Origin of the sequence: Actinomadura physcomitrii (genome assembly GCF_008923205.2) — a bacterium.
In the GTDB taxonomy this organism is placed as follows: domain Bacteria; phylum Actinomycetota; class Actinomycetes; order Streptosporangiales; family Streptosporangiaceae; genus Spirillospora; species Spirillospora physcomitrii.
In genome coordinates, this window is record NZ_WBMS02000002.1 from 47,964 (window position 1) to 73,937 (window position 25,974).

The following is a 25,974-nucleotide window of genomic DNA, read 5'->3' on the forward strand; positions in this document are numbered from 1 at the left end:
CCGCGGCTGGACGCCGGACGAGGTGGGCGAGCACATGGCGCGCCTGCTGCGGTCCACCTTCGTCGCGGGCGGGTAGGAAGCAGTCGCCCGGCTACCCCCGTTCGGGGGTGGCGTGGGTCACTCCGGATGTTCGACCATGCCCCTGACCACGCCTTTCGGGCGACGGCCCGGCGGCAGTGCCAGGTGTTCGTGCGGCTACGAGGAGAGACCAATGCCCGCAGTCGAGTTCCGCGCGGCGCGCGACTTCCTGCTCGCGCACCGCGACGACTACGCGACCGCGTACGAGAAGTTCCGCTGGCCGGTGCTGACCGGCTTCAACTGGGCGCTCGACTGGTTCGACAAGATCGCCGAGGGGAACGACGCGCCGGCGCTGTGGATCGTCCAGGAGGACGGCGCGGAGGAGAAGTACTCGTTCGCGCAGCTGGCGCGGCGCTCGAACCAGGTCGCGAACCTGCTGCGCGGGGCGGGGGTGCGGCGCGGCGACCGGATCGTGCTGATGCTCGGCAACCAGGTCGAGCTGTGGGAGACGGTCCTCGCCGCGATGAAGCTCGGCGCGGTGCTGATCCCGTGCACGCCGCTGCTCGGCCCGGCCGACCTCCAGGACCGGCTGACGCGGGGACGGGCCCGCCACGTGGTGACGGGCTCGTCCGACACGGGCAAGTTCGCCGGGCTGGAGGGCGAGTTCACGCGGATCGCGGTCGGCGAGCCGGTGGACGGGTGGCTGCGGTATGCCGACGCCTATGCGGGCTCCGACGAGTTCTCCCAGTACGGGATGACGATGTCGTCGGACACGCTGCTGCTGTACTTCACGTCCGGGACGACGGCGCAGCCGAAGCTCGTCGAGCACACGCACGCGTCGTACCCGGCGGGGCACCTGTCGACGATGTACTGGCTGGGGCTGCGGCCCGGGGACGTCCACCTGAACATCTCGTCGCCGGGGTGGGCGAAGCACGCGTGGAGCAACATCTTCGCGCCGTGGAACGCCGAGGCGTGCGTGTTCATCTTCAACTACACGCGGTTCGACGCCGACCGGCTGCTGGACGCGATGGAGCGGTGCGGCGTGACGAGCTTCTGCGCGCCGCCGACGGTGTGGCGGATGCTGATCCAGTCCGATCTCGGCCGGCTGGCGACGCCGCCGCGCGAGGTGGTCGCGGCGGGCGAGCCGCTGAACCCCGAGGTCATCGAACGGGTGAAGGACGCGTGGGGCCGGACGATCCGGGACGGGTTCGGGCAGACCGAGACGACCGTCCAGATCGCGAACACGCCCGGCCAACAGGTCAAGCCGGGCTCGATGGGACGTCCCGTGCCGGGCTACGCGGTGGCGCTGATCGACCCGGTGTCCGGGGAGCCGGGCGAGGAGGGCGAGATCTGCCTCGACCTGGCGGACCGTCCGCTCGGGCTGATGACCGGCTACCACGGCGACGAGGCGCGCACCGAGGAGGCGATGGCGGGCGGCTTCTACCACACCGGCGACATCGGCTCCCGCGACGCGGACGGCTACATCACCTACGTCGGGCGCGCGGACGACGTGTTCAAGGCGTCCGACTACAAGATCTCCCCGTTCGAGCTGGAGAGCGTGCTGATCGAGCACGCGGCGGTGGCGGAGGCGGCGGTGGTGCCGTCGCCGGACCCGGTGCGGCTCGCGGTGCCGAAGGCGTACGTGACCCTCGCGGCGGGCTGGGAGCCGACCGCGGAGACCGCGAAGGCGATCTTCGAGCACAGCCGGGCGCAGCTGTCCCCGTACAAGCGGCTGCGGCTGCTGGAGTTCGGCGACCTGCCGAAGACGATCTCCGGGAAGATCCGCCGGGTGGAGCTGCGGACGGCGGAGATCGGCAAGCATCCGGGCGCGGACGACCGGCCGCCCGGCGAGTTCCGTGAGGAGGACCTGCGATGACGCTGTCCTACGCGTCGGGCGTCTCGGCGACGCCGCTGCTCGGCGACACGATCGGCGCGAACCTGGACCGGACGGTGGCCGCGTTCGCCGACCGGGAGGCCCTCGTGGAGGCGGCGACGGGCCGCCGCTGGACCTACGACCAGTTCGCCGCCGACGTCGACGCGGTCGCGCTCGGCCTGCGCGACCTCGGGGTGACGAAGGGCGACCGGGTCGGGATCTGGGCGCCGAACTGCGCGGAGTGGATGCTCGTCCAGTACGCGACGGCGAAGCTCGGCGCGATCCTGGTGAACATCAACCCGGCGTACCGGGTGCACGAGCTGGAGTTCGTGCTGAACCAGGCGGGGATCCGCACGCTCGTCGCGGCGGCGTCGTTCAAGACGTCCGACTACGCGGCGATGATCGAGGAGGTGCGGCCGCGCTGCGCCGCGCTGGCCGACGTCGTCCTCATCGGCTCGCAGGCGTGGGACGCGCTGGTAGAGGCGGGACGCGCCGGCGACCGGCACCTCCTGCACGGCATCGGCGAGGGCCTCGGCGCGGACGACCCGATCAACATCCAGTACACGTCGGGGACGACGGGATTCCCGAAGGGCGCGACGCTGTCGCACCACAACATCCTGAACAACGGGTTCTTCGTCGGGGAGCTGTGCGGCTACGACGAGGAGGACCGGATCTGCGTGCCCGTCCCCTTCTACCACTGCTTCGGCATGGTGATGGGCAACCTCGCGGCGACCAGCCACGGCGCGTGCGTCGTGATCCCCGCGCCCGCGTTCGACCCGAAGGCGACCCTGGAAGCGGTGGCGGCGGAGCGCTGCACGTCGCTGTACGGGGTGCCGACGATGTTCATCGCGGTGCTGAACGAACCGTCCGCCGCCGCCCTGGACCTGTCCAGCCTGCGCACCGGGATCATGGCGGGGTCGCCGTGCCCGGTGGAGGTGATGAAGCAGGTCATCGACCGGCTCGGGATGGCGGAGGTCGCGATCTGCTACGGCATGACGGAGACGTCGCCGGTGTCGACGCAGACCCGGGCGGGCGACTCGCTCGACCGCCGCGTGTCCACGGTCGGGACGGTCATGCCGCACCTGGAGGTCAAGGTGGTGGACCCGGAGACGGGCGTCACCGTCCCGCGCGGCACGCCCGGCGAGTTCTGCACGCGCGGCTACTCGGTGATGCTCGGCTACTGGGAGGAGCCGGACAAGACGGCCGAGGCGATCGACGCGGCGCGCTGGATGCACACCGGCGACCTCGCGGTCATGGACGCCGAGGGGTACGTCAACATCACCGGCCGGATCAAGGACATGGTGATCCGCGGCGGCGAGAACGTGTACCCGCGCGAGATCGAGGAGTTCCTCTACACCCATCCCGACATCGTGGACGCGCAGGTCATCGGCGTCCCGGACGAGAAGTACGGCGAGGAGCTGATGGCGTGGGTGCGGCTGCGCGAGGGCGCGCCGGAGCTGACCGCCGAGGCGCTCCGCGAGTTCTGCCACGGCAGGCTCGCGCACTTCAAGATCCCGCGGTACGTGCACGTCGTGGACGAGTTCCCGATGACCGTCACCGGGAAGATCCGCAAGGTGCAGATGCGGGCCGAGGCGGTGGACATCCTCGGGCTCGGCGACGTGGCCGCACGCGAGCACGCCTGAGTTTCCCGGCCGGCTGACGTTGCGACCGCGCGACTTTCCCGAGCGTGTGACCTTCCGTGATCGGCCGCGTGCGGGCATGCTGGGCGGCATGGGCGACGACGCCGGAGCGGTCCGGTCGGCGGTGCTGACGCTGCACCGCGCGACCGGCCTGCCCATGGTGTTCGGCGGCGCGCTCAGCGGCCGGGACCGGCTGCGCATCACCGAGCTGGTCGGCAACACCACCGACTCGCTGAACGGCCTGGTCGTCCGGCACGGCAACGGGCTCGGCGGCAAGGCGATGGCGACGGGCCGGCCGATGTGGGTGAGCAACTACCCGTGCGCGGCGTCGATCAGCCACGACTACGACAAGCCGGTCGGCCGCGAGGGGCTGCTGTCGATCGTGGCGGTGCCGGTGGTGGTGCGGCGGCGCGTGCGCGGCGTGCTGTACGGGGCGCTGCGCGAGCCGCTGTCGCTCGCCGACCGGATCGTCGGCGCGGCGGTGCAGGCGGCCCGCGACCTGGAGCAGGACCTCGCCGTCGCGGACCGGGCCGACGAGGCGCTGGCGTGGCGCCCGCCGGCGCCGCAGGACGCGGCGGCGCGGTGGGAGGAGGTCCGCGCGGTGCACGCCGAGCTGCGGGCGCTCGCCGAGCAGGTGGCGGACGCGCCGACCCGCGACCGGCTGCGCGCGATGACGCTGCGGCTCGCCGCCGCCGGGCTCACCCCGGACGCGCCGCCGGAGCCCGCGGCCGGCCCGCCGCGTCCGGTGCTGTCGCCGCGCGAGGTGGACGTGCTGTCCTACGTGGCGATCGGCTGCACGAACGCGGACGCCGCGGCGCGTCTCGGGCTGCTGCCGGAGACGGTGAAGAGCTACCTGCGGTCGGCGATGCGCAAGCTCGACGCTCACACCCGGCTGGAGGCGGTGGCGTCGGCGCGCCGCGCCGGGCTGCTGCCCTGACCGCCGGCCTCGCGGGCCCGCTCGGAGTCATGGCGGGTCAACCGTTACCTGAGATGTGAGCGAATGTGAGTATCCGCTGTCCAGTTAGCCGTCGCTTGTGCGGCGGCGGTCCCGGTCTGATCCACGCGGGGCGTGGTGCCGGGTTCCTGCTTCACGGGCGGTCGCCCGGCGGGGCCGGGTCTGACATCGCCTCCACAGGCGTTTTGCCTCTCCGCCCCACTGGCGGCGAGGTCACGCAGGTTGATCGCGGCGTTGACGTCCCTGCCCAGCACCAGGCCACAGCCGTCGCACCGATAGGTCCGCTCGGACGGCGACAGGCTTGGCTTTCGCCCGCCGCAGCCCGAGCAGGTCTTCGAGGACGGGAACCAGCGGTCGGCCACGATCAGGCGTCCGCCGTTCCATCCGGTCTTGTAATCCAGCATCCGTCGGACGGCCCCGAATCCCTGGTCGGCGACCGCGCGGGCGAGCCGCCGGTTGGCGAGCATGCCGGTGACGTTGAGGTCTTCGACCACGACGGTCTCGTAGCGGGCGGCCAGGTGCGTGGTGGCCTTGTGCAGCGCGTCGGCGGTCCTGCACCCCGCGCGCGCACGGCCCGTTGCAGGGTCGGGTCGTTGCTGGGCAGGGCGGAGCGGGGCCGGCGATCGGCCCGGCGACGGGGTCAGCCTTCGTGGTGCGGCGGCGGCACGCGTCGTCCGGTACAGATCGGCCCCCGTGGCGCACTGCCTGGACGTAGCGACATCACCGCGCACCGGCTGCGCCGGGCCCTGATCGCTCGGCCGTCCCGCCGTACGTGCCGGCGGAGACGTCCGGCCCCCGATGTGCAGGAAAAACCGTAACATCCCCACAGACACGAATGTTCGTAAAAGCCGGTGATGGGCCGCCAGAACGCGCGCCGCAGGTCAGAAATAGGTGCGGATGTAGCCGGTCACGGCGGGGTGGTCGGCGCCGGCGTCGTCGACGACCGGGATGAGCGTCCACTTGTCGAGCGCGGTGCAGGGGTGCGACAGGCCCAGCCGGACGATGTCGCCGGGCTCGACGGACGCGTCGCGCAGGTAGGCGTGCTGGTCGTTCAGCGCGGTGACGCGCGCGCCCTCGACCGGCGCGGCGCCCTTCCCGCGGACGAGCTGCGGCCGCGGCAGGCCCGCGTCGAACGGGACGTCGCGGCGCCCCACGTCCAGCAGCGCGAGCGCGGGCTCCGGCACCGACACGACGCGGCCCCAACCGTGCATGGCCGGGCGCAGGTGCTCGCCGCCCGCGCCGGCGCCCCGCCCGAACGGCGTGATGTCCTGGTAGAAGCCGTCGTCGTGGACGAGGTACGCGCCGGACCGCAGCACCACCTGCGCGTCGAGCCCGCCGAGCACCTCGGCGACCTGGTCGAAGAAGGCGCTGCCGCCCGCCGTGACGACCGGCGCGCCGGTCTCGTACTCCAGCCGCCCGTGCAGGTTCGCGATCCGCCGCAGGTAGGCGTCGACGGCGGCGAGGCCCTCCTCGGACGCGTCGTGCGCGAGCGCGCCCTCGTAGCCGCCGATCCCGGCGAGGCGCAGCGACGGCGCCGCGCGGATCGCGTCGGCGACGGCCCGCGCGTCGCCGTCGTCGCGGACGCCGGTCCGGCCGTTCGGGCCGCCGAGCTCGACGCACACGTCCACGCGGCGCTGCGCCCGCGCGGCGCGCAGCGCCCCGTCGATCAGCTCGACGGACCGCACCGAGTCGGCCCAGCAGACGAACGCGAACTCGGGATCGCCGTCCAGCTCGCCCGCGAGCCAGGCGAGGCCGGCCGGGTCGAGCGGCGCGCCCGCGAGCAGCACGCGGCGGACCCCGAACGCGCGCGCGACGCGCAGCTGCGGGAAGGTCGCGAGCGTGATGCCCCACGCGCCCGCGTCGAGCTGCCGGCGCCATAGCTCGGGGGCCATCGTAGTCTTACCGTGCGGTGCCAGTTCCATGCCTGCGGCGCTCACCCAGTCCGCCATCATCCGGACGTTGTGGTCGAGCGCGCCGGCGTCGAGGGTCAGCAGCGGCGTGCCGAAGTCGTCCAGCGGCAGCCGCGCGTCCCGCGCTTGCGCCACCGTCATCCCCTGCGCGGACGCCGGGATCGCCTTGAACCGCCAGTCGAGCGGCTCCCCGTCCAGCGCGTCCACGGCAGTCGCGTCGATCCCCGTCACCGGCATGCCCTCCCCTGTCGCCTCCGCCCGCGATGATCCTTCCCCGTGCCGCGCGGGCCGACCCCCGCCCCCCTCAGCGGCCCGGGCGGTCCCGGGCCGCGGGTACGCTGCGCTCCGGCATCGGCCGCCGGGAGGAGGGAACCCGATGAGCCAGAGCCTCGCGCGCGGGCTGAGCATCCTGATCGAGCTCGGCGACGGCCCGCACAACCTGGACGAGCTGGCCCGCAAGCTCGGCGTGCACAAGACGACCGTGCTGCGGCTGCTGCGCGCGCTGGAGGCCGAGCGGTTCGTGCGCCGCGACGAGCACCACCGCTTCCACCTCGGCGCGCGCCTCGCCGCGCTCGCCGACACCCTCGGCCGCCCCGACGTCCGCGCCGTCGCGGCGCCGCACCTCGCGCGGCTCGGCGCGGCGACCGGCGGCGCCGCCCGCCTCGTCACCGGCCCGCCCGCGCTGCTCGACGACCTGGAGCGCGCCGGCGCGTCCGGCCGCTACGCCGCCGCGCCGGTCCGCGACGCGACGGGACGCGTGGTGGCCGCCGTGACCGTGCCCGACGGGGCGGACCTCACCGGCCTGCGCGCGACCGCGGACGCCATCTCCGCCGACTATGCCGAACGGACCCGTCCGGACGCGCCCGGGTGAGGACGCCCGCCGCCACCAGCTCGAGCGTGATGAGCACCGCGACGACCTCGATGGCGAGCAGCCCGATGAGCACCAGCAGCTGCGTCGCGCCCGCCTGGGCCGGGTCGGCGCCGCCGAGCAGCACGCCGACGAACGCGCCGGGCAGCGTGACGAGCCCGACCGTCCGGGTCTGGTCGAGGACGGGGAACAGCGCGAGCGCGGCGGCGGGGCGGCACACCTCCATCGCGGCGTCGCGCGGCGTCAGCCCGAGCGCGAGCCCGCCCTCGTACTCGCCGCGCCGCGTCGCCAGCTCGTCGAGCGCGCGCCGCCCGGTGAGCCCGGTCGCCGACATGGCGCCGCCGATGAAGATGCCGGCGATCGGCAGCACCGACACGGTGCGCAGCGGGACGAGCCGCGACGCGAGCAGCAGCGCGAGGACGGGCGCGACGCCCGCGACGATCGGCAGCGCGGTCGTCCACGCGCCCGCGCGCAGGCCGCCGGTGATGCGGCGGCCCGCCGTCACCACGGCGATGACGACCATGCCCGCGACGAACGCGGCGGTGTAGCCGGCGTCGCGCAGCACCGCGGCGATGAGCGCGGACACGGCGGCGAGCTGCACGGCCGCGCGGACCGAGACGACCACGATGTCCCGGCCGAGACCGATCCGGCCGAGCCGCGCGAGGGCCGCCGCGACCACCGCGAGCGCGCCGAGGACGAGCGCCAGGAGCGGTCCGACGGCGGGCCCCGCGCTCATCCCACCCCCCGACCAGAACGATCTTCTGTAACGGGTCTTCCCAGTTGAGCCGATTGTGATCCGCAAGGCCGCTCGAGGGAGCGAAAAGCCCGATAGCGTGGGACTTGTGGAGGACGAGGAGGCAGGCGGACCGTCCCGCCGCAGAGCGCTCTGGCTGATGGGGGCCGCCGCCGTCGGCATCACCGCGATCGGCGCCGACGAGGCGCACCCGTCCCGGGTGTCGCACGCCGCGGCGAAGCCGTCCGTGCCGACGCCGCGCGCCCGTCCCGTCATCCACCCGAAGCCGGCGCCGTCCCCCACCCCGACGCCGCGGCCCGCCACCTGGACGCAGGCGAAGCTGACCGCGCTGGAGACTCCCGTCCGCGAGCTGACGCAGCTGTCGCCGGCGCCGCCGCCGAAGACGATCGCGCTCACCATCGACGACGGCCCGCACCCGGTGTACACCCCGAAGATGCTCGACCTGCTGGCCGAGCACGAGATCCACGCGACCTTCTTCATGATCGGCGAGCAGGTGAAGGAGTGGCCGAAGCTGGTGCGCCGGGTCGCCGACGCCGGCCACCAGATCTGCAACCACACCGAGACGCACCCCATCACCATCGCGGGCCTGCCGAAGAAGCGGGTCAAGAAGGAGATGGTGCAGGCGCGCGACCGGATCGCCGACACGACCGGCATCGAGCCGCAGTTCTTCCGGTCGCCGGGCGGCGCCTGGTCGAAGACGATCCTGGAGCTCGTCGCGGAGCACGGCATGCTGCCGATCGACTGGGCGGTCGACCCGCGCGACTGGTCCCGGCCGGGCGTCGGGCACATCCGCCGGACGCTGCTGCGCGGCAAGGCCGGCAACATCATGCTGTGCCACGACGGCGGCGGCGACCGGTCGGAGACCATCGCGGCGCTGCGCAAGGTCATCCCGAAGATGAAGAAGCGCGGCCTGACGTTCGTGGCGCTCTAACCCGCCGGGACGGTGACCGGGAGGCCGGCGAACAGGTCGCTCTCGGGGAGTTCCGTCTCGACGTGCGAGCGGGCCAGGTGGTAGTCCTCGGTGGGCCAGACCTCCCGCTCCACGTCGCGCGGGTGCAGCATGAACCCGGCGTCCGGGTCTATCTGCGTGGCGTGCGCGAGCAGCGCCCGGTCCCGGACGCCGAAGTACTCCGCGCACGGGACGCGGGTGGTCGTCTCGAGCCTCGCGGCGCCGTCCGGCCACTCCGCGAGCACGGGGCCCATCGGCGACTCCAGGCCCCGCGCGAGCATGCCGTCGTGCAGGGCCTGGAACCAGTCCCGCGAGAACGCGCCCTGGTAGTACAGCTTCACCGGCCGCCACGGCGCGCCCGTGCCCGGATAGCGGTCCGGGTCCGCGGCGGCGTCGAACGCCTCCGCCGTGACCTGGTGCGTCTTGATGTGGTCGGGGTGCGGGTAGCCGCCGGTCTCGTCGTAGGTGATGACGACGTGCGGGCGGAACTCGCGGACGAGCGCGACCAGCGGGCGCGCCGCGTCCGCGAGCGGCTCCAGCGCGAAGCAGCCGGCCGGCAGGTCCTCGCCGTCGCCGGGAAGGCCGGAGTCGGTGAAGCCGAGGAACCTCTGCCGGACGCCGAGGATCTCCCGCGCCGCCGCCATCTCCCGGCGCCGGATCGCGGGCAGGTCCGCGCGGACCTCCGGCCGGTCGAGCGCCGGGTTGAGGACGCTGCCGCGCTCCCCGCCGGTGCAGGTCGCGACGAGCACGTCCGCCCCTTCGGCGGCGTACTTCGCCAGCGTCGCGGCGCCCTTGCTGGACTCGTCGTCGGGGTGCGCGTGGACGGTCAGCAGCCGCGGGCGCTCGCCATGGGTGACGCGCAGGTTCACCGGCTCTCCTTCTTCGGGATACGGGACGGGTAGAACAGGGCGGGGACGAGGGTCAGCGCGGACAGGCCGACCGCCCACCAGAACGTCGCGCCGTAGGCGGCGGCCGGCGGGTGATGGTCGAGCGACCGCTGCAGGACGACCGCGAGGACGGCCGTGCCGAGCGACCCGCCGACCCGGTTGAGGGTGTTGACGGCGCCGGCGGCGCGGGCCGTCTCGTCCGGGCGGACGCTCGCGTAGACGGTCGCCATGCCGGGCGCCATCACGACGCCGAGCCCGGCGCCCCGCACGACGAGCGACAGCGTCAGCAGCCACCCGGCCGGGCCCGCGCCGAGCTGCGTGAACGCGACCGTTCCGGCGAGCGTGAGGACGATGCCGGTCAGGATGAGCGGGCGCGGCGCCATCCGGTCGGCGAGCCGCGACGCGAAGAACGTCGCGACGGCGGTGCCGAGGGCCTGCGGGGCGAGCAGCAGCCCGGCCTCCAGCGCGGACGCGTGCTCGACCTGCTGGTAGTACAGCGGCAGCAGCAGCATCGAGCTGTAGAGCGCGGCGCCCTGCAGGAACGAGTTCGCCGTCGCGACCGCGAAGCCGCGCCGGGCGAACAGGCCGAGGTCGATGAGCGCGGTGCCGCGCCGGCGCAGCGCGTGCACGCCGTAACCGGCGAGCAGCACGGCCCCGGCCGCGAGCGAACCCCACACCCGCACCGCACCGAGCCCGCCCGCGTCGCCGACCTCGGAGAACCCGTAGACGGCCGCCGCGAGGCCGGGCGACAGCAGCGCGAGCCCGCGCAGGTCCAGCCGCCGCGCCGATCCGCCGGCCCCGGCGAACGCGGGCACGTACCGGGCCGCGAGCAGCAGCGTGACCAGGCCGAGCGGGACGTTCACCAGGAACATCCAGCGCCAGTCGAGCCGCTCGACGATGAGCCCGCCGAGCACCGGCCCGAGCACGGGCGCGAACGTCAGCGGCATGACGGTCAGGCCGATGACGCGGCCGAGCCGCTTCGGACCGGCGGCCCGCACGACGATCGACTGGCCGACCGGCTGGATCAGGCCGCCGCCGACGCCCTGCAGCACCCGGAACGCGATGAGGCTCCCGGCCGACCAGGCGAGCCCGCACAGCGCGGACCCGGCGGTGAACAGCGCGATCGACGCCATCCACGTCGTCCGGGCGCCGAACCGGTCGCTCGCCCAGCCGGCCAGCGGCATCACCATCGCGATCGCGAGCAGGTACCCGGCGGACACCCACTGCAGGGTCGCGACGGGGGCGCCGAAGTCACGGGCGACCGCGTCCAGCCCGACGCCGACGATCGTCGTGTCCAGCAGCGCCAGGATCGGCCCGAGGACCAGCACGAACGACGTCTTGAGCAGCGCCGGGTCGAGCCGTCCGGTCGCGTCGGCGGGCGCCGCGGCCGGTGCGCGGGTGGGCGCGGTCATGGACACCTCCAAGTAAGTGGAACGAGTCGAACTTTAGGCTCACTACATCAGACGGTCAAGCCTATTTTTAGATTCATACTAAGTTTTGCACTGGCAGGACGTGGTCATCTGATGGCGGCCGGGCGGCGGCGGTCCTTAAGATCACGGTGTCCCGCGCCGATCCAGAGGGGTTCACGCGTGCACGGCCCTCCGCCCTCCCCGTTCCCCGCGCCCTATGGCGGCCCGTACCAAGGGCCGGCGCATCCGGGCCCGCCACCACAGCCACCACAGCCGCCGTACCAGCAGCAGCAGCCGCCCGGACCGGAGAGCGAGGCGGCGCCGCCCGGCCGCCGCCTGCTGGCCTGGTCGATCGACACCGGGATCCTGCTGGTCGTGGCGCTGCTGCTCGGCGCCATGACGTGGGGGCGGCTGCAGTCCTACGTCACCGAGGACCTGCCCCACAAGGCGTGGTCCGCCGGCGTCGAACTGCTGCTGTCGGGCGGGAGCGTGAAGAAGGCGGCCGGCGAGTTCGGCGCGGGCGTGTGGGACACGTTCGTCGCCACCGTCGAGCAGGGCCTGCTGCTGCTCGTCCTGGCGGAGCTGCTCCTCCAGTTCGCGGGAACGGCCTGGCTCGGCCGGACGGCCGGCAAGGCCGTGATGGACCTGCGCGTCGGGCACAGCGCCGTCCCGGCCAAGCCCGGCAAGGCGCGCGCCGCGCGCCGGGCGCTGGTCACGACCGCGTCGGGCACCGGCCTGTACGCGCTCGCCTGGGTGCTCCTGCTGGAGGGGCTGTTCTTCCTCTCCGTCCTGCTGTGGGTGCTCGCGGTCGCGCTCTTCGTGGCAAACAGCCTGCCCGCCCTCGTCGGCCGGCGGCGCCGCACGCTCGCCGACCTGGTCGGCGGCACGGTGGTGGTGCGGGCGGGCGGCTACCAGCGCGCCGTGGCGGCGGCGCGGCAGGGCGCCGTCGTCGCGTGGGACGGCGCCCAGGCCGCGGGCCAGGTGGCCCGGCAGGCGGCCCGCGACAACGCCGCGCGGCTCGCCCAGCACGACCGCGTGCGGCAGGCGATCGAGTCCGAGCGGGCCGAGCGGCTGCGGGAGCTCGGCCGGGCGTCCGCCGGGAAGCTGCGCGAGGCCGTGGCGAGCGAGCGGGCGCAGCAGGTGCAGGACGCGGGCAAGCGGCTCGGCGGCCGTTTCAAGGACGCCTACCAGGAGCGCAGGGCGGGCCGGGCCGTCGAGCAACCGGAGCAACCCGCCCTGCCGCCAGCGCCGCCGGCGCTGCCGCCACCGCCGCCCGCCATGCCGCAGCAGTACTACGAGCAGCAGCATGTGCAACCCCCGTACGAGCAGCCGCCGCCCGGCTAGGACCGGGCGGCGGCGGATCGCTCAAAGCCACCACGCATCTGGCGGCCCGGTACGAGACCGTGGTTGTGGAGGACCTCAACGTCACCGGGATGGTCGCCAACCGGCGGCTCGCCCGCGCCGTGGCCGATCAGGGGTTCGGGGCCGTGCGGCGGATGCTTTCCTGCAAGACCGGTTGGAACGGTGGCTGCCTGGTCGCGGCCGATCGTTGGTTCCCTTCGTCCAAGACCTGCTCGGGCTGCAGTGAGCGAAAGCCAAGCCTGTCGCTGTCCGAGCGGACGTTCCGGTGCGACGCCTGCGGCCTGGCCCTGAACCGCGATGTCAACGCCGCGATCAATCTGCGAGACCTCGCCGCCAGTGGGGCGGAGAGGCAAAACGCCTGTGGAGGCGAGGTAAGACCCGGCCCCGCCGGGCGACCGCCCGTGAAGCAGGAACCCGGCACCACGCCCCCCGTGGATGAGACCGGGACCGTCACGGCGCAAGCCGCGACTGCCTGAGACTCGCACTCGTGCAGCCTCAGACAACGGTGTATCTGACTACACCCCCCGTCCGGGTTGCGGGCACACTGTGCGGGACGGACGCCGGCCGGAGACTGGATTCACGACGGCAGGCGACGACCGGAGGAACACGGTGAACGAGCACAAGGTGTACGAGCACGAGGTGACCGAGCACGGGGTCACCGAGCGGCCGGTGAGCGAGACCTCCCTGCAGCGGCGGCTCCGGGCGCCCTGGCGCGGGCTCGGGCTGTGGCTCCGGTCGATCCCGGCGACCTTCGTGGGCCTGTGGTTCGCCGCGGTCGTCACCCTGGTCGGCGGCTTCGTCGGGATCCTGCTGTTCCCGTCCGCGACGATGGCGCTGCGCCGGCAGCTCGACGGCTACCGCGAGAAGATCGAGCGCTGGACGGGCCACCCGATCGAGCGGCCCTACCTCCCCGAGCCCGCGCGCGAGCCCGGCGTCAAGGGCTCGGTGCGGCGCTCCCTCGCGCTGGCCCGCGACCCCGCCACCTGGCGCGACTACCTGTGGGTGCTCGCCGACCCGTTCGTCGCGCTGTTCACCGCGGCGCTGCCCGCCCTGCTGATCGGCTACGGGCTGTGGGGGTACGCCGTCGCGGCGTTCGCGGGCAAGCTGATCACCAACTACGGCGGCAACGACTGGTACGCCTACGTCCACGTCACCGACGGCTACGGCCACGACACCGGCCGGATCGCGTCGACCCTGGTCGTCGCCACGCTGCTCATCGCCGCCGGGTTCCTGCTCGGCCCGGCGATGATGCGGGTGTACGGCCGGTGGGGCCGGTCCGTCCTCGGCCCGACGGAGAAGTCCCGGCTGGCGCTGCGCGTGCGGCACCTCACCGAGTCCCGGTCGGACGCGGTGGACGCGTCCGCCGCCGAGCTGCGCCGCATCGAGCGCGACCTGCACGACGGCGCGCAGGCCCGGCTCGTCGCGATGGGCATGAGCCTCGGCGCCATCGAGCACCTGCTCGACAAGGACCCGGAGAAGGCGCGGACCCTGCTGGCGCAGACCCGCGAGTCGTCCGCGAAGGCGCTGCACGAGCTGCGCGACCTCGTCCGCGGCATCCACCCGCCGGTGCTCGCCGACCGCGGCATCGGCGACGCGGTGAAGGCGCTCGCGCTCGACCACCCGCTGCAGGTCGAGGTCGTCGCCGAGCTGCCGGCCCGGCCCGAGCCGCCGGTCGAGTCCGCCGCCTACTTCGCGGTGTCGGAGGTCCTCACCAACGCGGCCAAGCACTCCGGCGCGTCCCGCGTCTGGGTCGACATGCGGCACGAGCGCGGCATGCTGCGCATCACCGTCACCGACGACGGGCGCGGCGGCGCGTCCCTGGACGGCGGCACCGGACTGCGCGGGATCGAGCGGCGAATCGGTACATTCGACGGCGTGCTCGCCCTCAACTCCCCGGTGGGCGGCCCGACCATCGTCACGCTGGAGCTGCCGTGCGCGTTGTCCTCGCCGAAGACCTCGCCCTCCTGAGAGAGGGACTCGTCAGCCTCCTGGAGACGCACGGCTTCGAGGTCGCCGACGCCGTCGACAACGGGCCCTCGCTGCTGAAGGCGCTCGTCGACCACCGCCCGGACGTGGCGGTGGTCGACGTGCGCCTGCCGCCGTCCTTCACCGACGAGGGCCTGCAGGCCGCGCTGGAGGCGCGCCGCCGGATCCCGGGCCTGCCGGTGCTGGTGCTGTCGCAGTACGTCGAGCAGCTGTACGCCCGGGAGCTGCTCGCCGACGGCACCGGCGGCATCGGCTACCTGCTGAAGGACCGGGTGTTCGACACCGCCCAGTTCGTGGACGCGGTCCGCCGGGTCGCCGCCGGCGGCACCGCGATGGACCCCGAGGTGATCTCCCGGCTGGTCGCCAGCAACACCCGCGACACCCCGCTGAGCCGGCTCACCCCGCGCGAGACCGAGGTGCTGGAGCTGATGGCGCAGGGACGCTCGAACGCGGCGATCGCCGAGCAGCTCGTGGTGACCGAGCGCGCCGTCACCAAGCACACCGCGAACATCTTCGCCAAGCTCGACCTGCCCGTCACCGACGACACCAACCGCCGCGTCCTCGCCGTCCTGGCCTACCTCAACCGCTGACGGCGCTCTCAAGGGCGGAGCGGACTACCCGGGTTCCCGTGCGGTGACATAGGTTGCTCGGGCGAGTGGCCCTCGGGAGGGCGCGATGAAGGTGATCCTGGTCCTGCTCTGCCTGGCGATCGCGGGCCGCGAGCTGTACCTGGCGTTCGACCGCAGGCGGCGGGCCGGGGCGCCCGAGATCGCCGACATCCGCACCCAGCTCACCGCGCTCAAGGGCACCCGCGACGAGCTGGAGCGCTTCCGCTCGGCGCAGCGCGAGCGGCTGGAGCGGCTCACCGCGCAGATCGGCCCTTTGCTGATCGTCCGGACGCCCCGGGAGCTGCTGTGCGGCGTGCTCCCGCTGGCGGAGCTGCGCCTCCCGGAGACCGCCGGGCTGCTGGACGACCCGTCCCGCGCGGCCGCGCGCCTGCGCCGCCTCCCCGCCGCCCGCCTCCTCGACGCGTCCTAGCGGGACGTCCAGGTGAAGCGGGGCGGGCGGCGTTCCAGGAAGGCGGCGATGCCCTCGGCGACCTCGCCGCGCGCCGCGACCTCCTCCAGCCAGCCCCGGACCCTCTCCTCCACCGGCTCGTCGGCGGCGATCGCGTCCACGATGTCCTTGGTCGCCTGCTGGGTCAGCAGCGAGCGCGACGCGAGCGTCGCGGTGAACGCCGCGACCCGGGCCGGCAGGTCGTCGACGATCTCGTTGAGCAGCCCGATCCGCAGCGCGTGGTCCGCGCCGACCAGGTCGGCCGAGTACAGCAGGTACTTCGCGGCGGACGGGCCGACGAGCCGGACGAGCCGGGCCGTCGCCGCCGCCGGGTACACGATGCCGAGCTTGGCGGGGGTGATCCCGAACCGGGCGCCGGGCGCCGCGAACCGCAGGTCGCACGCCGCGGCGAGCTGGCAGCCGCCGCCCACGCAGAACCCCTCGATCGCGGCCAGCGTCGGCTTCGGGAACGCGGCGAGGGCGCGTTCGGCGACCGACGACAGGTGCGAGTCGTCGTCGCGGTGGATGTCGGGCAGCTCGGCGATGTCCGCGCCGGCGCAGAAGTTCCCGCCCGCGCCGGTCAGCACCACGACGCGGACGCCCGGATCGGCCCGCAGGCCGTCCAGGATCCCGGGCAGGGCCCGCCACATGTCCGCGGACATGGCGTTCCGCTTCTCCGGCCGGTCGATGGTGATCGTCCCCACCCCGCCCGCGACCTCGCACCGCAATCCGCCGCCCATGGTCCTCCCTACCGCTCCACCAGCGGCAACATCGTACGGAACCCGGCATGGCGGGCGTTCCTCCGCCCCGAGGACGACGCGCGCGCCCAGGGATACTCCGAACGGATGGATTAGGGACGCCCCCCGCGAGGGAGGAATGCTGAGGACGCCCGCCGGATTATAGACAGATGAGCGGTCTCTGACCCCGAAACGGAGCTCGCGGTGCAGCAGAGCGCACACGCCTTCTGGACGATCAACCTGGACGACCCCCTGGCCGCCGCGCCCGATCTGGCCGGCGCCAAGGCGTCCGACCTGGCGCGCGCGGTGCGCCACGGGCTGCCGGTGCCGCCCGGCTTCGTGATCCCCGTGAAGTGCTTCGTCCGCGGCGAGCGCTACCGGAACACCGGCGAGCTGCGCAAAGCGTGGGCCCGCCTCAGCGCGAGCGGGGCCCGCGCCCTCGCGGTGCGGTCCTCGTCCACGCACGAGGAGGGCGCGGAGGGCCGGTACGTGTCCGCCCTGGACGTCAAGGGCTGGCCGGAGTTCCTCAAGGCCGTCACGGGGGTCGTGGCGTCCGCGACGGGGCCCGCGACCACCGCGATCCTCGTCCAGCCGCAGCTGGACCTGGTGTCGGGCGGCGTGCTGTTCGGCGCGGACCCGCTGGAGAGCCGGACCGACCGCGTGATCGTCTCCGCCACCTTGGGCGGCCCGCGCGCGCTCCGTGACAGCCAGGCCGCCACCACCTACGCGCTCAACCGGCGCGGCAAGGTCATCAGCTTGGAACGCGACAGCGGGGCGCCGGAGGAGGAGCCGCTCGCCCATCCGCAGCTGCGGGCGCTGGTCAAGCTCGCCGCGCGCGCCGCGGCCCTGTTCGGCGGCCCGCAGGAGATCGAGTTCGGGTTCGACCGGGAGGGCGCCCTCTGGCTGCTCCAGACGCGCCCCCTGTCGTCCCTCACCCTGCCCCGCGCCCGCCGACCCGCCAGCTGACGCGCCGATGACCTTGGGGAATGCGCGAACGGCCGCCGGTGCTGTACTGTCGAAGCAGCGCCTTTGATTTCCCGCGCTCCGCGGTTGAGGCGCGCTTCTTCCCCGCCCGGGCCATCTGAGCGCCCGGTGATCCCCCGTCCGGACGCGCCGACGAGCGTCCTGGACCGTCGCACAAGGGAGCCGACGTCAGCCCGGTGAACCGAGCTGCATTTCTCGCATTCTCCTCGCGTACGAGCCGCGGGCTCCGCCGCCGTACGCGGGATTCGACTCCAGGGGGCGCGGCGCTCACCGCGCCGCCCTGAGAAGGGACCCGTATGTCCACTCCCACACTCACTTCGGAACGCCGCCCCGCCGAGGGCAGGGCGCACACCGTTCCCACCGCGCGCAAGGGCGCGCAGCAGCAGGCCAGGCGGCCCGCCGCCGACGACCAGCCCGCCGTCCCGTTCCACGGGATCCTCGCCGTCCAGGACAAGCACGCGTTCGTCCGCACGTCCGGGTACCTGCCCGGCAACGACGACGTGCACGTGTCGCTCGCGCAGGTCAGGACGTACCACCTGCGGCCGGGCGACGCCGTCGCCGGGACGGCCCGCCCGCCGAAGAGCGGCCGGGAGAAGTTCGGCGCGCTCGCCACCGTCGAGTCGGTGAACGGGCTGCCGCCCGCGCAGGCCGCCGGCCGCCCCGAGTTCGCCAAGCTGACCCCGCTGTTCCCGGACGAGCGGCTGCGCCTGGACACCGGCGCGCTCGCGACCCGCGTCATCGACCTCGTCGCGCCGATCGGCAAGGGCCAGCGCGGCCTGATCGTCTCGCCGCCGAAGGTCGGCAAGACGATGGTGCTGCAGGCCCTCGCGAGCGCGATCAGCCAGAACAACCCCGAGGTGCACCTCATGGTGGTGCTGATCGACGAGCGCCCCGAAGAGGTCACCGACATGCAGCGGACGGTCCGCGGCGAGGTGATCCACTCGACGTTCGACCGGCCCGCGCAGGAGCACACCGCGCTCGCCGAGCTGGCCGTCGAGCGCGCCAAGCGGCTCGTCGAGCAGGGCCACGACGTGGTGATGCTGCTCGACTCGATCACCCGGCTGGGCCGCGCCTACAACCTCGCGGCGCCGTCCAGCAGCCGCATCCTGGCGGGCGGCGTCGCGACCACCGCGATCTACCCGCCGAAGAAGTTCTTCGGCGCCGCCCGCAACATCGAGAACGGCGGTTCGCTGACCATCCTCGCGACCGCGCTGGTGGAGACCGGCTCCCGGATGGACGACGTGTTCTTCGAGGAGTACAAGGGCACCGGCAACATGGAGCTGAAGCTCGACCGCGGCCTCGCCGACCGGCGGGTGTTCCCCGCCGTCGACATCGAGGCGTCCGGGACCCGCCGCGACGAGCTGCTGATGTCGCCCGAGGAGCTGGCGCTCACCTGGCGGCTGCGCCGCGCCCTGCAGGGCCTGGAGCGGCAGCAGGCGATCGAGCAGCTGCTGGAGAAGATGAAGGGCACCTCGTCGAACGCCGAGTTCCTGCTCCGCCTCCAGAAGAGCCTCTAGCCCTTCCGCGGCTTGAACGTCCTGAGGACGCGGTCGTAGAGCCGCTGCCCCGGCGTCCACTGCGCTTCCGGCGCGTGGAAGCAGAACTCGTACCCGGCGGCGCGGCTGCACAGCACGTGCTCCCCGCCCTGCCGGCCGTGCCCACTATGCCCGCCATGTCGGCCATGCCCGCCGTTCCAGACGAACTCCCATTCCGCGGCGTCCTCGCCGAGTTCCGGCGCGGCCTCCAGCCGCAGCCGGCGGTAACCGGGATACAGGTGCCTCACCTCGGCCCTGCGCTCGGCGGCGCGCAGCCCGTCCAGCGGCTCGCCGGGGGCCGGGAAGATCCGGAGCCTGCGCCCCGACGCCTGGTCGTCCCACTCCATGACGTCGCCGCGCCGCTCGCTCTGCCAGCCGGCCGGCACGCGCACCGAGTACGCGCCCTTCTCGGTGTACTTCACCATCTTCGCCTCGACGCCCGCGGCCGGGCGCAGCGCCAACGAGTCGCTCTTGCCGACGGAGTTCCACCGCGCCGTCCACGTCCCCGCCCCCGCCGCGACCACCGCGAGGACCGCGACGCTCAGCACGGCGCCGAGCCGCAGCCGCCGCCCGACCAGCACCGGGACCCGCAGCGTCCGCCGGACGCGCGCCGCGCGCCAGGACGGCCGGGGCTTCGGCCGGCGCGGTTTCGGCACGGGGGCCAGGACGGCGGCCGTCGCGCCCGCCGGTTCGGCGTCCGCGACCTCCTGCAGCATCCGGGCGGCCGCCGCGGCCGACAGCCGGTCCTCGGGACGCTCCCGCAGCAGCCCCTCGATGACCGGGGCGAGCGCACCCGCCCGGACGGGCCGCGCGTAGTCGCCGAGCAGCACCGCGACCATCGACGCGAGCGCGTGGCAGCGCAGGAACGGCGAGAACCCCTCGACCGCCGTGTACAGCGTCGCGCCGAGCGACCACAGGTCGGACGCCTCCACGCTCGGCAGCCCGTGCACCCGCTCCGGCGCGAGGTAGGCGGGCGACCCCTCGATGCCCGCCGCCATCGTCTCGGCCTGCAGCGTCCCGCCGGCGCCGCGGCCCCGGTCGGTGTGCAGCGCGAGCCCGAAGTCGGTGAGCAGGACCCGGCCGTCGTCGCAGACCAGGACGTTGCTCGGCTTCACGTCGCGGTGCAGGATGCCGGCCTCGTGCGCGGCGCGCAGCACCGACAGCACCGCGGCGCCGATCCGCGCCGTCCGCCGCACGCCGAGCGGGCCGCCCTCGGCGACCAGCCGGTTCAGCGAGCACGCCGGCAGGAACTCCATCACGATCCACGGGCGGCCGTCCTCGACGAGGACGTCGTGGACGGCGGCGACGCCGGGATGGCGGAGCGCGGCGGTCGCCCGCGCCTCGGCGAGCAGCCGCCGGCACAGCGCGCGGCGCTCGCCCTCGGTGATGCGGCCGGGCAGGCGGACCTCCTTGACCGCCACGTCCCGGTCCAGCATCTCGTCGTAGGCGCGCCAGACGGTGCCCATGCCGCCGCGGCCGACCACGGAGAGCAGCCGGTACCGGCGCGCGAGCGGTGGCGGCCGGTCCCCGTTCATGGGGGTGTTATGCGCCCGGATCCGGCGCCGCACGCCCCGCCGCCGTCAATTCTTTCTTGACCGCTTTCCGGCGCGTCGCTGGTTGTGGAATCCGCCGCCGCCCCGTCCGGCGGAGCGGGTCAGGCGAAGACGGACCTGGCCCACTTGTAGTCGGACTTCCCGACCGCGGTGCGCTGCACCTCGCCGACCACCTTCAGCTCGCGGGGCAGCTTGTAGCCGGCGAGGCGGCCGCGGCAGTGCTCGGTCAGCTCGTCCAGCGTGACCGTCGCGCCGGGGCGCGGGGCGACGACGGCGGCGACGCGCTGCCCGAACCGCTCGTCCGGCAGGCCCACGACGACGGCGTCGTAGACGTCCGGGTGGTCCTTCAGCGCGACCTCGACCTCCTCCGGGTAGACCTTCTCGCCACCCGTGTTGATCATGAGGGAGCCGCGGCCGAGCAGGGTGATGGTGCCGTCCTCCTCCAGGCTCGCGAAGTCGCCGGGGATCGACCACCGGGTGCCGTCGGCATCGGTGAAGAACGTCGACGCGGTCTTCGCCGGGTCGTTGTAGTACCCGAGCGGGATGTTGCCGCTGCGCGCGAGCCTGCCGATCTGGCCGGGCGCGACCACCTTCAGGTCGTCGTCCAGGACGGTGATGCCCGGCTTCATCATGAACCGGGCGGTGCCCTCCTTGGCGTCCACGGACGGCCCGCACGCCCCGGTCTCGGACGCGCCGTAGTTGTCGAGGAACATGATGTTCGGCAACTGGCAACGGAGTGCTTGCTTTGCTCCCTCGGTGAGCGGCGCGCCGCCGGACGCGATCGCCATCAGCGAGGACGTGTCGTACGCGCCGGTCGCCAGAGCCTTGGCGACCGGGCGGGCCATCACGTCGCCGACCAGCATCAGCACGTTCGCCTGCTCCTCGGCGAGCAGCGTCAGCGCCCTGCCGGCGTCGAACGCGTGGTCGGTGTAGAGGACGACCTTCGCGCCGCTGAACAGGCCCATGAACGCGACCCACTGGCCGGCGCCGTGCATGACCGGCGCGCAGTCGAGCACGGCCATCGCCGGCTGCTCGGCGTTCGCCGCGATCGCCTCGGGGCTGGTGATCGGGTCGCCGAGGACGTTCCCGCCGCCGAGCGCGCCGAAGAAGATGTCCTCGCAGCGCCACTCGACGCCCTTGGGGTAGCCGGTGGTGCCGCCGGTGTACATGATGTAGCGGTCGTCGCTGGACCGCTCCGGGAAGGTGCCGCCGGACCCGGCCGCCGCGAGGGCGTCCTCGTAGCGGACGGCGTCCGGTATGTCCGCGGACGAGCCGTCCTCCAGCACGACGACGTGCCGCAGCTCCGGCAGGTCCCCGCGGATCTCCTCGACCTTCTCCAGCAGCGACCGCTCCCCGATCAGCGCGACGGAGTCGGAGTCGGACAGCACGTGGTGCAGCTCGCCCGCGACGTACCGGTAGTTCACCGGGATCGGCACCGCGCGGATCTTGAACGCGCCGATCATCGCCTCGACCCACTCCGCGCGGTTGTAGGCGAGGATCGCGACGTGCTCGCCGGCCCGCACGCCCGCGGCGGCCAGATGGCGGCCGACCCGGCTCGCCCGCTCGTCGAGCTGCGCGTACGTGCGCCGCTCGGCGCCGGCGACGAGGGCGGGGCGCTCGGGCCCCGCCTCCGCCAGGATCTCGAGCAGATCGGCCAGGTTGTAGCTGCGCGCCATGCCACGTCCTCGGAGCGTTTCGGGGTGGGTGGGGACGCCTCCGATCATCCTGGCCCACCGGCGATCGACTCAATGCCTGTTGTCATCGGGTCCAATGAGTTCGGTCACACGGTCGAGCCCGGTCGCCCGGCGCGCCCGCTCAGCGCGGCAGCGGGACGTACGTCAGCCGGGTCGGGACGCCGCTGTCGACCAGCCGGCCGTCCGGCCCGAACGTGCCGAGCCCGAAGTCGTTGTCGTTGATCACCGCGAGCGTGCGGGAGTCGGCGAGCGCCACGCCCTCGATCTTGCCGGGGACGCCCGGGACCGTCCCGAGGTCCACGGCGAGGGTCTTCGGCAGCGGCGCGATGCCCGACGCGGACTGCTCCAGCGACGGGCTCGTCCGCTCGTCGTCCCAGCGCATGCCGAGGATGTCGGTGGCCTTGCGCAGGTCGACCCGGTAGATCTTCGCGACGTTGTCGGTCCGCTCGTCCACCAGCAGCTCGTGGTCGCTCACGGCGGTCAGCGCGGAGATCTTCATCTCCTTCTGGTCGCCGCAGTCGGCCGGGTCGAACGCGCACACGTCCTCGAACCGGTACGCGTACTCGCCGGCCACGCGGCCCTTGCGGAGGTCGAACCGGAACACGCGGGCGATCCGCGACTTCTTGTAGGCGTCCTTGTCCGGATTCGACAGCGGGCTCTGCACCGCGACGTACAGGGACTTACCGTCCGGAGATACGGTCAGCCCCTCGAAGCCACGGTTCTCGGTCCGCTCGTTCAGGATCGAGGGCAGCACCGCCTTCACTGGGTAACCGGGCTTCCCCGTCCACCCCTGCGGGACGTACCGCTCGACGACCCGCCCACGGCGGTCCAGGTGCAGCAGCGACGGGCCGTACTCCTCCGCCACCCAGAAGTCGCCGTCCTTGGTCCGGACGAGCCCTTCGGAGTCGATGCCGTCGGCGTCGTAGGCGAGCCGCTCCGTCCCGTCGAAGCCGTACGGGGCCGACTCGCGGCCCTCCACGTTCGGCAGGCCCGTCACCGGGCGGCCCTGCGCGTCCGTGATCGGCAGCGCTCGGGTGATCTTCAGCTTGTCCTTGCGGACCCGCAGCTTCACGATCGCCGGGTCGAACGAAGCGACGGGGAACGTCACGCGGTCCTCGCCGTCCACCGTGACCTCGCCGTTCGGGCCGCGGTCGGTGATCGCCCAGAACTCGTCGCGCGGGGCGCCCTTCTCGTGGAACAGGTCGCTGCCGACGCCGCCGAGCGCGACCCCGTGGTCGTCGGCGACGCTGCCGGGCAGCAGCCCGTTCTGGAACTGCGCGAGCGGCACGCGCGGCAGCGTCGCGCTCGCGGGGGACGGCCGGGACGCGGCGAGCGCCGTCCCGGGGGCGAGCACGGCGGCGAGCGCGGCGCCGGCGATGAGCGTGCGGTAAGGCAATGAGCGATCTGTCACAGCCGGGACCGTAGAGCCCGCGGGTGTCCGGGCGATGATCCCCAGGTGAAGGGCCGGATCCCCGGGCCGCCGGATCCGGCCACGCCGGAGGCTTCTTACACCGGTCTTATCTGGGTACCGGCATGCTGTGCCGTAACGATTTCGTATCAGACGGGGGTCGTGGTGAGCGCAGGCACGATGGCGTGGACTCCTCCAACGTGGGAGGAGATCGTCACCGAGCACTCCACAAGGGTGTTCCGGCTGGCGTACCGCCTCACGGGCAACCGGCACGACGCCGAGGACCTGACCCAGGACGTCTTCATCCGGGTCTTCCGCTCGCTGTCGTCCTACAGCCCCGGCACGTTCGAGGGCTGGCTGCACCGCATCACCACCAACCTGTTCCTCGACCGCGCCCGCCGCAAGCAGCGCATCCGCTTCGACGCGCTCGCCGACGACGCCGCCGAGCGGCTCCAGGGCCGCGAGCCGAGCCCCGCCCAGTCCTACGACGAGCGCCACCTCGACGCCGACATCCAGAAGGCCCTGGACGGCCTCGCCCCCGAGTACCGCGCCGCGGTCGTGCTGTGCGACATCGAGGGCCTCACCTACGAGGAGATCGCCGCGTCCCTCGGGGTGAAGCTCGGCACCGTCCGCTCGCGCATCCACCGGGGCCGCGCCCAGCTGCGCAACGCGCTGGAGCACCGCCGCCCCGCCGAGGTCACCGGGGCCTGACCGCCCGGCGTGACCAGCGTCACTAGTGACCGGCGAGTAACTTCGGGCCTACCCTCGGCCCGTGGACATCGTCTTCGACCGCCGCGGCGAGGGCCCGCCGCTGGTGCTGCTGCACGGCATCGGCCACCGCCGCCAGGGCTGGTACCCGGTCCTGGACCTGCTCGCCGCGGAACGCGACGTCATCGCCGTCGACCTGCCCGGCTTCGGGGAGTCCCCGCCGCTGCCGGGCGGCACCCCCTACACGCTCGACTCCGCGATCGCCGTCCTCGCCGCCGCGTTCGCCGACCTCGGCCTGGACCGCCCGCACATCGCCGGCAACTCGCTCGGCGGCCTGTTCGCCCTGGAGGCCGCCGACCGCGGCCTGGTCAGCTCCGCGACGGTACTGTCGCCCGCCGGCTTCTTCAACGCCGCCGAACTGCGCTACGCGTCCTCGGTGCTGCGCGCGTCCCGGCTCGGCGCCCGCGTCCCCGACGCGATGCTGGCCCGGCTGGCCCGCTCACCGCGCCGCCGCGCCGCGATGTTCGGCATGATCTACGGCCGTCCGGACCTGATGGACATCGAGGCCCTCACCGGCGACGCCCGCGCGCTGCGCGACGCCGTGGGCTTCGAGCCGACCCTCCGCGCCGGCCGGGCCACCCGGTTCACCGGCTCCTGCGCGGACGTCCCGGTCACCATCGCGTGGGGCACCAAGGACCGGCTGCTGCTGCGCAGCCAGGCCGTCCGCGCGCAGCGCCGCCTCCCGCACGCCCGGTTCGTCTGGCTGGAGGGCTGCGGCCACGTGCCGATGTCCGACGACCCGCCGCAGGTCGCCCGCGTCCTGCTGGACGGCAGCGCGCACCCGCTCCTCGGCGCCCGTCCGGAGGCCGCCGCGTCCTAGCCGCAGCCGCCGGAAACGGGGGGAACAAGGGGCGGTTGACACGTGTTTGAGCCTTCAACTAACCTCGGGTTAGTCGTTGAATTTTCAAGCACTAGCGCCACTGGAGCCACCATGAGCATCGACACCATCGCCCCGGGCCTGACCGCCGGCACCTGGAACATCGACCCCGCCCACTCCGAGGTCACCTTCTCCATCCGGCACCTGATGACCAAGGTGCGCGGGTCCTTCACCGAGTTCTCCGGCTCCGTGCAGATCGCCGAGGACCTCGCCGGCTCCACCGCCACCGCCGAGATCAAGGTGGCCTCCCTCGACACCCGCAACGCCGACCGCGACGCCCACGTGCGCAGCGCGGACGTGCTGGACGTCGAGAACCACCCGACCATGACCTTCAACACCACGGGCGTGCGGGCCGAGGACGGCGAGTACTACCTGGACGGCGACCTCACCATCAAGGGCGTCACCCGCCCGGTCACCCTGACGGTCGAGTTCCACGGCGTCGGCGAGGACCCGTGGGGCGGCACGCGCGCCGGGTTCTCCGCCGAGACCACCGTCAACCGCAAGGACTGGGGCATCGAGTTCAACGTCCCGCTGAAGGGCGAGGGCGCCCTCCTGGGCGACAAGGTCACCCTCCAGCTGGAAATCCAGGCCGTCCGCGCCTGACGGGCGCCTGGAGCGGAGCGCCAGCGGAGCGTAAGGCGCCCGTTAGGCGGCTTGTGCCGGGGGGTGTGGGGGGGCGCCCACACACACAGATACTGACGGGCGCGCGCACCGGAAAGGGCCGTTCCACACCGGTGGACGGCCCTTTCCG

At 73.5% G+C, this 25,974-nt stretch carries 22 protein-coding genes and 2 pseudogenes; 15 read left to right on the plus strand and 9 right to left on the minus strand.

What is annotated here, in order from left to right:
* Positions 1-211 precede the first annotated feature (211 nt).
* The 3 genes from F8568_RS02275 to F8568_RS02285 all read left to right on the plus strand — a co-directional run bounded on the left by F8568_RS02275 (position 212) and on the right by F8568_RS02285 (position 4,468).
* Complete coding sequence (locus tag F8568_RS02275) at positions 212-1,894, plus strand: AMP-binding protein (RefSeq protein ID WP_151590840.1); 1,683 nt, start codon at positions 212-214, stop codon at positions 1,892-1,894.
* Positions 1,891-3,534, plus strand: a complete 1,644-nt coding sequence (locus F8568_RS02280) for an AMP-binding protein (protein WP_151590843.1) — start codon at positions 1,891-1,893, stop codon at positions 3,532-3,534. The genes F8568_RS02275 and F8568_RS02280 overlap by 4 nt, the downstream gene beginning before the upstream one ends.
* A gap of 88 nt (positions 3,535-3,622) precedes the next feature.
* Positions 3,623-4,468: a helix-turn-helix transcriptional regulator gene (locus tag F8568_RS02285; RefSeq protein WP_151590846.1), complete on the plus strand. Its 846-nt coding sequence runs from the start codon at positions 3,623-3,625 to the stop codon at positions 4,466-4,468.
* A gap of 44 nt (positions 4,469-4,512) precedes the next feature.
* Here the strand turns inward: F8568_RS02285 and F8568_RS47655 are convergent, their stop codons facing one another.
* Together F8568_RS47655 and F8568_RS02295 are read right to left on the minus strand one after the other, a co-directional pair.
* Positions 4,513-5,307 carry an RNA-guided endonuclease InsQ/TnpB family protein gene (locus F8568_RS47655; protein WP_236008322.1) on the minus strand — a complete coding sequence of 265 codons (795 nt, stop codon included), beginning with the start codon at positions 5,305-5,307 and terminating at the stop codon, positions 4,513-4,515.
* 60 nt (positions 5,308-5,367) lie between these two features.
* Positions 5,368-6,627 (minus strand): alanine racemase, encoded by a 1,260-nt coding sequence (locus tag F8568_RS02295; protein WP_328600685.1) that lies wholly within the window; start codon positions 6,625-6,627, stop codon positions 5,368-5,370.
* 145 nt (positions 6,628-6,772) lie between these two features.
* Between F8568_RS02295 and F8568_RS02300 the strand changes: the two genes are divergently transcribed.
* Positions 6,773-7,267, plus strand: coding sequence for a helix-turn-helix domain-containing protein (locus F8568_RS02300; RefSeq protein ID WP_151590854.1), 495 nt, complete (start codon positions 6,773-6,775; stop codon positions 7,265-7,267).
* Here F8568_RS02300 and F8568_RS02305 read toward each other — a convergent pair.
* Positions 7,191-8,000, minus strand: coding sequence for an ABC transporter permease (locus tag F8568_RS02305; RefSeq protein ID WP_151590857.1), 810 nt, complete (start codon positions 7,998-8,000; stop codon positions 7,191-7,193). The genes F8568_RS02300 and F8568_RS02305 overlap by 77 nt on opposite strands.
* Before the next feature lie 106 nt (positions 8,001-8,106).
* Here F8568_RS02305 and F8568_RS02310 point away from each other — a divergent pair, with 106 nt between their 5' ends.
* Positions 8,107-8,949, plus strand: coding sequence for a polysaccharide deacetylase family protein (locus F8568_RS02310; protein WP_328600686.1), 843 nt, complete (start codon positions 8,107-8,109; stop codon positions 8,947-8,949).
* Here the strand turns inward: F8568_RS02310 and mca are convergent.
* The gene (mca, locus tag F8568_RS02315; RefSeq protein WP_328600687.1) at positions 8,946-9,836 is read right to left on the minus strand and encodes a mycothiol conjugate amidase Mca; all 891 of its coding nucleotides are present in this window, start codon (positions 9,834-9,836) and stop codon (positions 8,946-8,948) included. The two genes, F8568_RS02310 and mca, sit on opposite strands and share 4 nt — an antisense overlap.
* A complete protein-coding gene (locus F8568_RS02320) occupies positions 9,833-11,266 on the minus strand; it encodes an MDR family MFS transporter (RefSeq protein ID WP_151590860.1) in 1,434 nt (477 codons plus the stop codon). The genes mca and F8568_RS02320 overlap by 4 nt, the downstream gene beginning before the upstream one ends.
* A gap of 177 nt (positions 11,267-11,443) precedes the next feature.
* Between F8568_RS02320 and F8568_RS02325 the strand changes: the two genes are divergently transcribed.
* The 5 genes and pseudogenes from F8568_RS02325 (at position 11,444) to F8568_RS46515 (ending at position 15,649) form a co-directional block, all read left to right on the plus strand.
* Positions 11,444-12,607 carry an RDD family protein gene (locus F8568_RS02325; protein WP_160573481.1) on the plus strand — a complete coding sequence of 388 codons (1,164 nt, stop codon included), beginning with the start codon at positions 11,444-11,446 and terminating at the stop codon, positions 12,605-12,607.
* 35 nt (positions 12,608-12,642) lie between these two features.
* Positions 12,643-13,101: pseudogene (locus F8568_RS02330) on the plus strand (RNA-guided endonuclease InsQ/TnpB family protein); the annotation flags it as partial.
* A gap of 133 nt (positions 13,102-13,234) precedes the next feature.
* A complete protein-coding gene (locus F8568_RS02335) occupies positions 13,235-14,593 on the plus strand; it encodes a sensor histidine kinase (RefSeq protein WP_328600688.1) in 1,359 nt (452 codons plus the stop codon).
* Positions 14,557-15,201: a LuxR C-terminal-related transcriptional regulator gene (locus tag F8568_RS02340; RefSeq protein ID WP_151590878.1), complete on the plus strand. Its 645-nt coding sequence runs from the start codon at positions 14,557-14,559 to the stop codon at positions 15,199-15,201. The genes F8568_RS02335 and F8568_RS02340 overlap by 37 nt, the downstream gene beginning before the upstream one ends.
* Positions 15,202-15,286: 85 nt before the next feature.
* Positions 15,287-15,649 carry a hypothetical protein gene (locus F8568_RS46515; protein WP_151590880.1) on the plus strand — a complete coding sequence of 121 codons (363 nt, stop codon included), beginning with the start codon at positions 15,287-15,289 and terminating at the stop codon, positions 15,647-15,649.
* On the opposite strand, the gene F8568_RS02345 is transcribed toward F8568_RS46515, so the two are convergent.
* On the minus strand, positions 15,646-16,407 hold the full coding sequence (locus F8568_RS02345; RefSeq protein WP_151590882.1) for an enoyl-CoA hydratase/isomerase family protein: 762 nt from the start codon (positions 16,405-16,407) through the stop codon (positions 15,646-15,648). The genes F8568_RS46515 and F8568_RS02345 overlap by 4 nt on opposite strands.
* Before the next feature lie 201 nt (positions 16,408-16,608).
* On the opposite strand from F8568_RS02345, the gene F8568_RS50130 reads away from it, so the two are divergent.
* Both F8568_RS50130 and rho read left to right on the plus strand, forming a co-directional pair.
* A complete protein-coding gene (locus F8568_RS50130; protein WP_151590884.1) occupies positions 16,609-17,370 on the plus strand; it encodes a PEP/pyruvate-binding domain-containing protein in 762 nt (253 codons plus the stop codon).
* 422 nt (positions 17,371-17,792) lie between these two features.
* Positions 17,793-18,905, plus strand: a pseudogene (gene rho, locus F8568_RS02355) (transcription termination factor Rho); the annotation flags it as partial.
* Here the strand turns inward: rho and F8568_RS02360 are convergent.
* From F8568_RS02360 to F8568_RS02370, 3 genes are all read right to left on the minus strand, one after another.
* A complete protein-coding gene (locus tag F8568_RS02360) occupies positions 18,902-20,458 on the minus strand; it encodes a serine/threonine-protein kinase (protein ID WP_151590888.1) in 1,557 nt (518 codons plus the stop codon). The pseudogene rho and the gene F8568_RS02360 overlap by 4 nt on opposite strands.
* Positions 20,459-20,577: 119 nt before the next feature.
* Positions 20,578-22,152 (minus strand): acyl-CoA synthetase, encoded by a 1,575-nt coding sequence (locus tag F8568_RS02365; protein ID WP_151590890.1) that lies wholly within the window; start codon positions 22,150-22,152, stop codon positions 20,578-20,580.
* A 139-nt stretch (positions 22,153-22,291) separates the two neighbouring features.
* Positions 22,292-23,581, minus strand: coding sequence for an esterase-like activity of phytase family protein (locus F8568_RS02370; protein ID WP_151590892.1), 1,290 nt, complete (start codon positions 23,579-23,581; stop codon positions 22,292-22,294).
* A gap of 177 nt (positions 23,582-23,758) precedes the next feature.
* Here F8568_RS02370 and sigE point away from each other — a divergent pair, with 177 nt between their 5' ends.
* From sigE to F8568_RS02385, 3 genes are all read left to right on the plus strand, one after another.
* Entirely contained in the window at positions 23,759-24,289 is a 531-nt protein-coding gene (gene sigE / locus F8568_RS02375; RefSeq protein ID WP_151591418.1) for an RNA polymerase sigma factor SigE, read from the plus strand.
* Positions 24,290-24,350: 61 nt separating this feature from the next.
* On the plus strand, positions 24,351-25,166 hold the full coding sequence (locus F8568_RS02380; protein WP_151590894.1) for an alpha/beta fold hydrolase: 816 nt from the start codon (positions 24,351-24,353) through the stop codon (positions 25,164-25,166).
* Positions 25,167-25,277: 111 nt separating this feature from the next.
* Positions 25,278-25,826, plus strand: a complete 549-nt coding sequence (locus F8568_RS02385; RefSeq protein ID WP_151590896.1) for a YceI family protein — start codon at positions 25,278-25,280, stop codon at positions 25,824-25,826.
* Positions 25,827-25,974 lie beyond the last annotated feature (148 nt).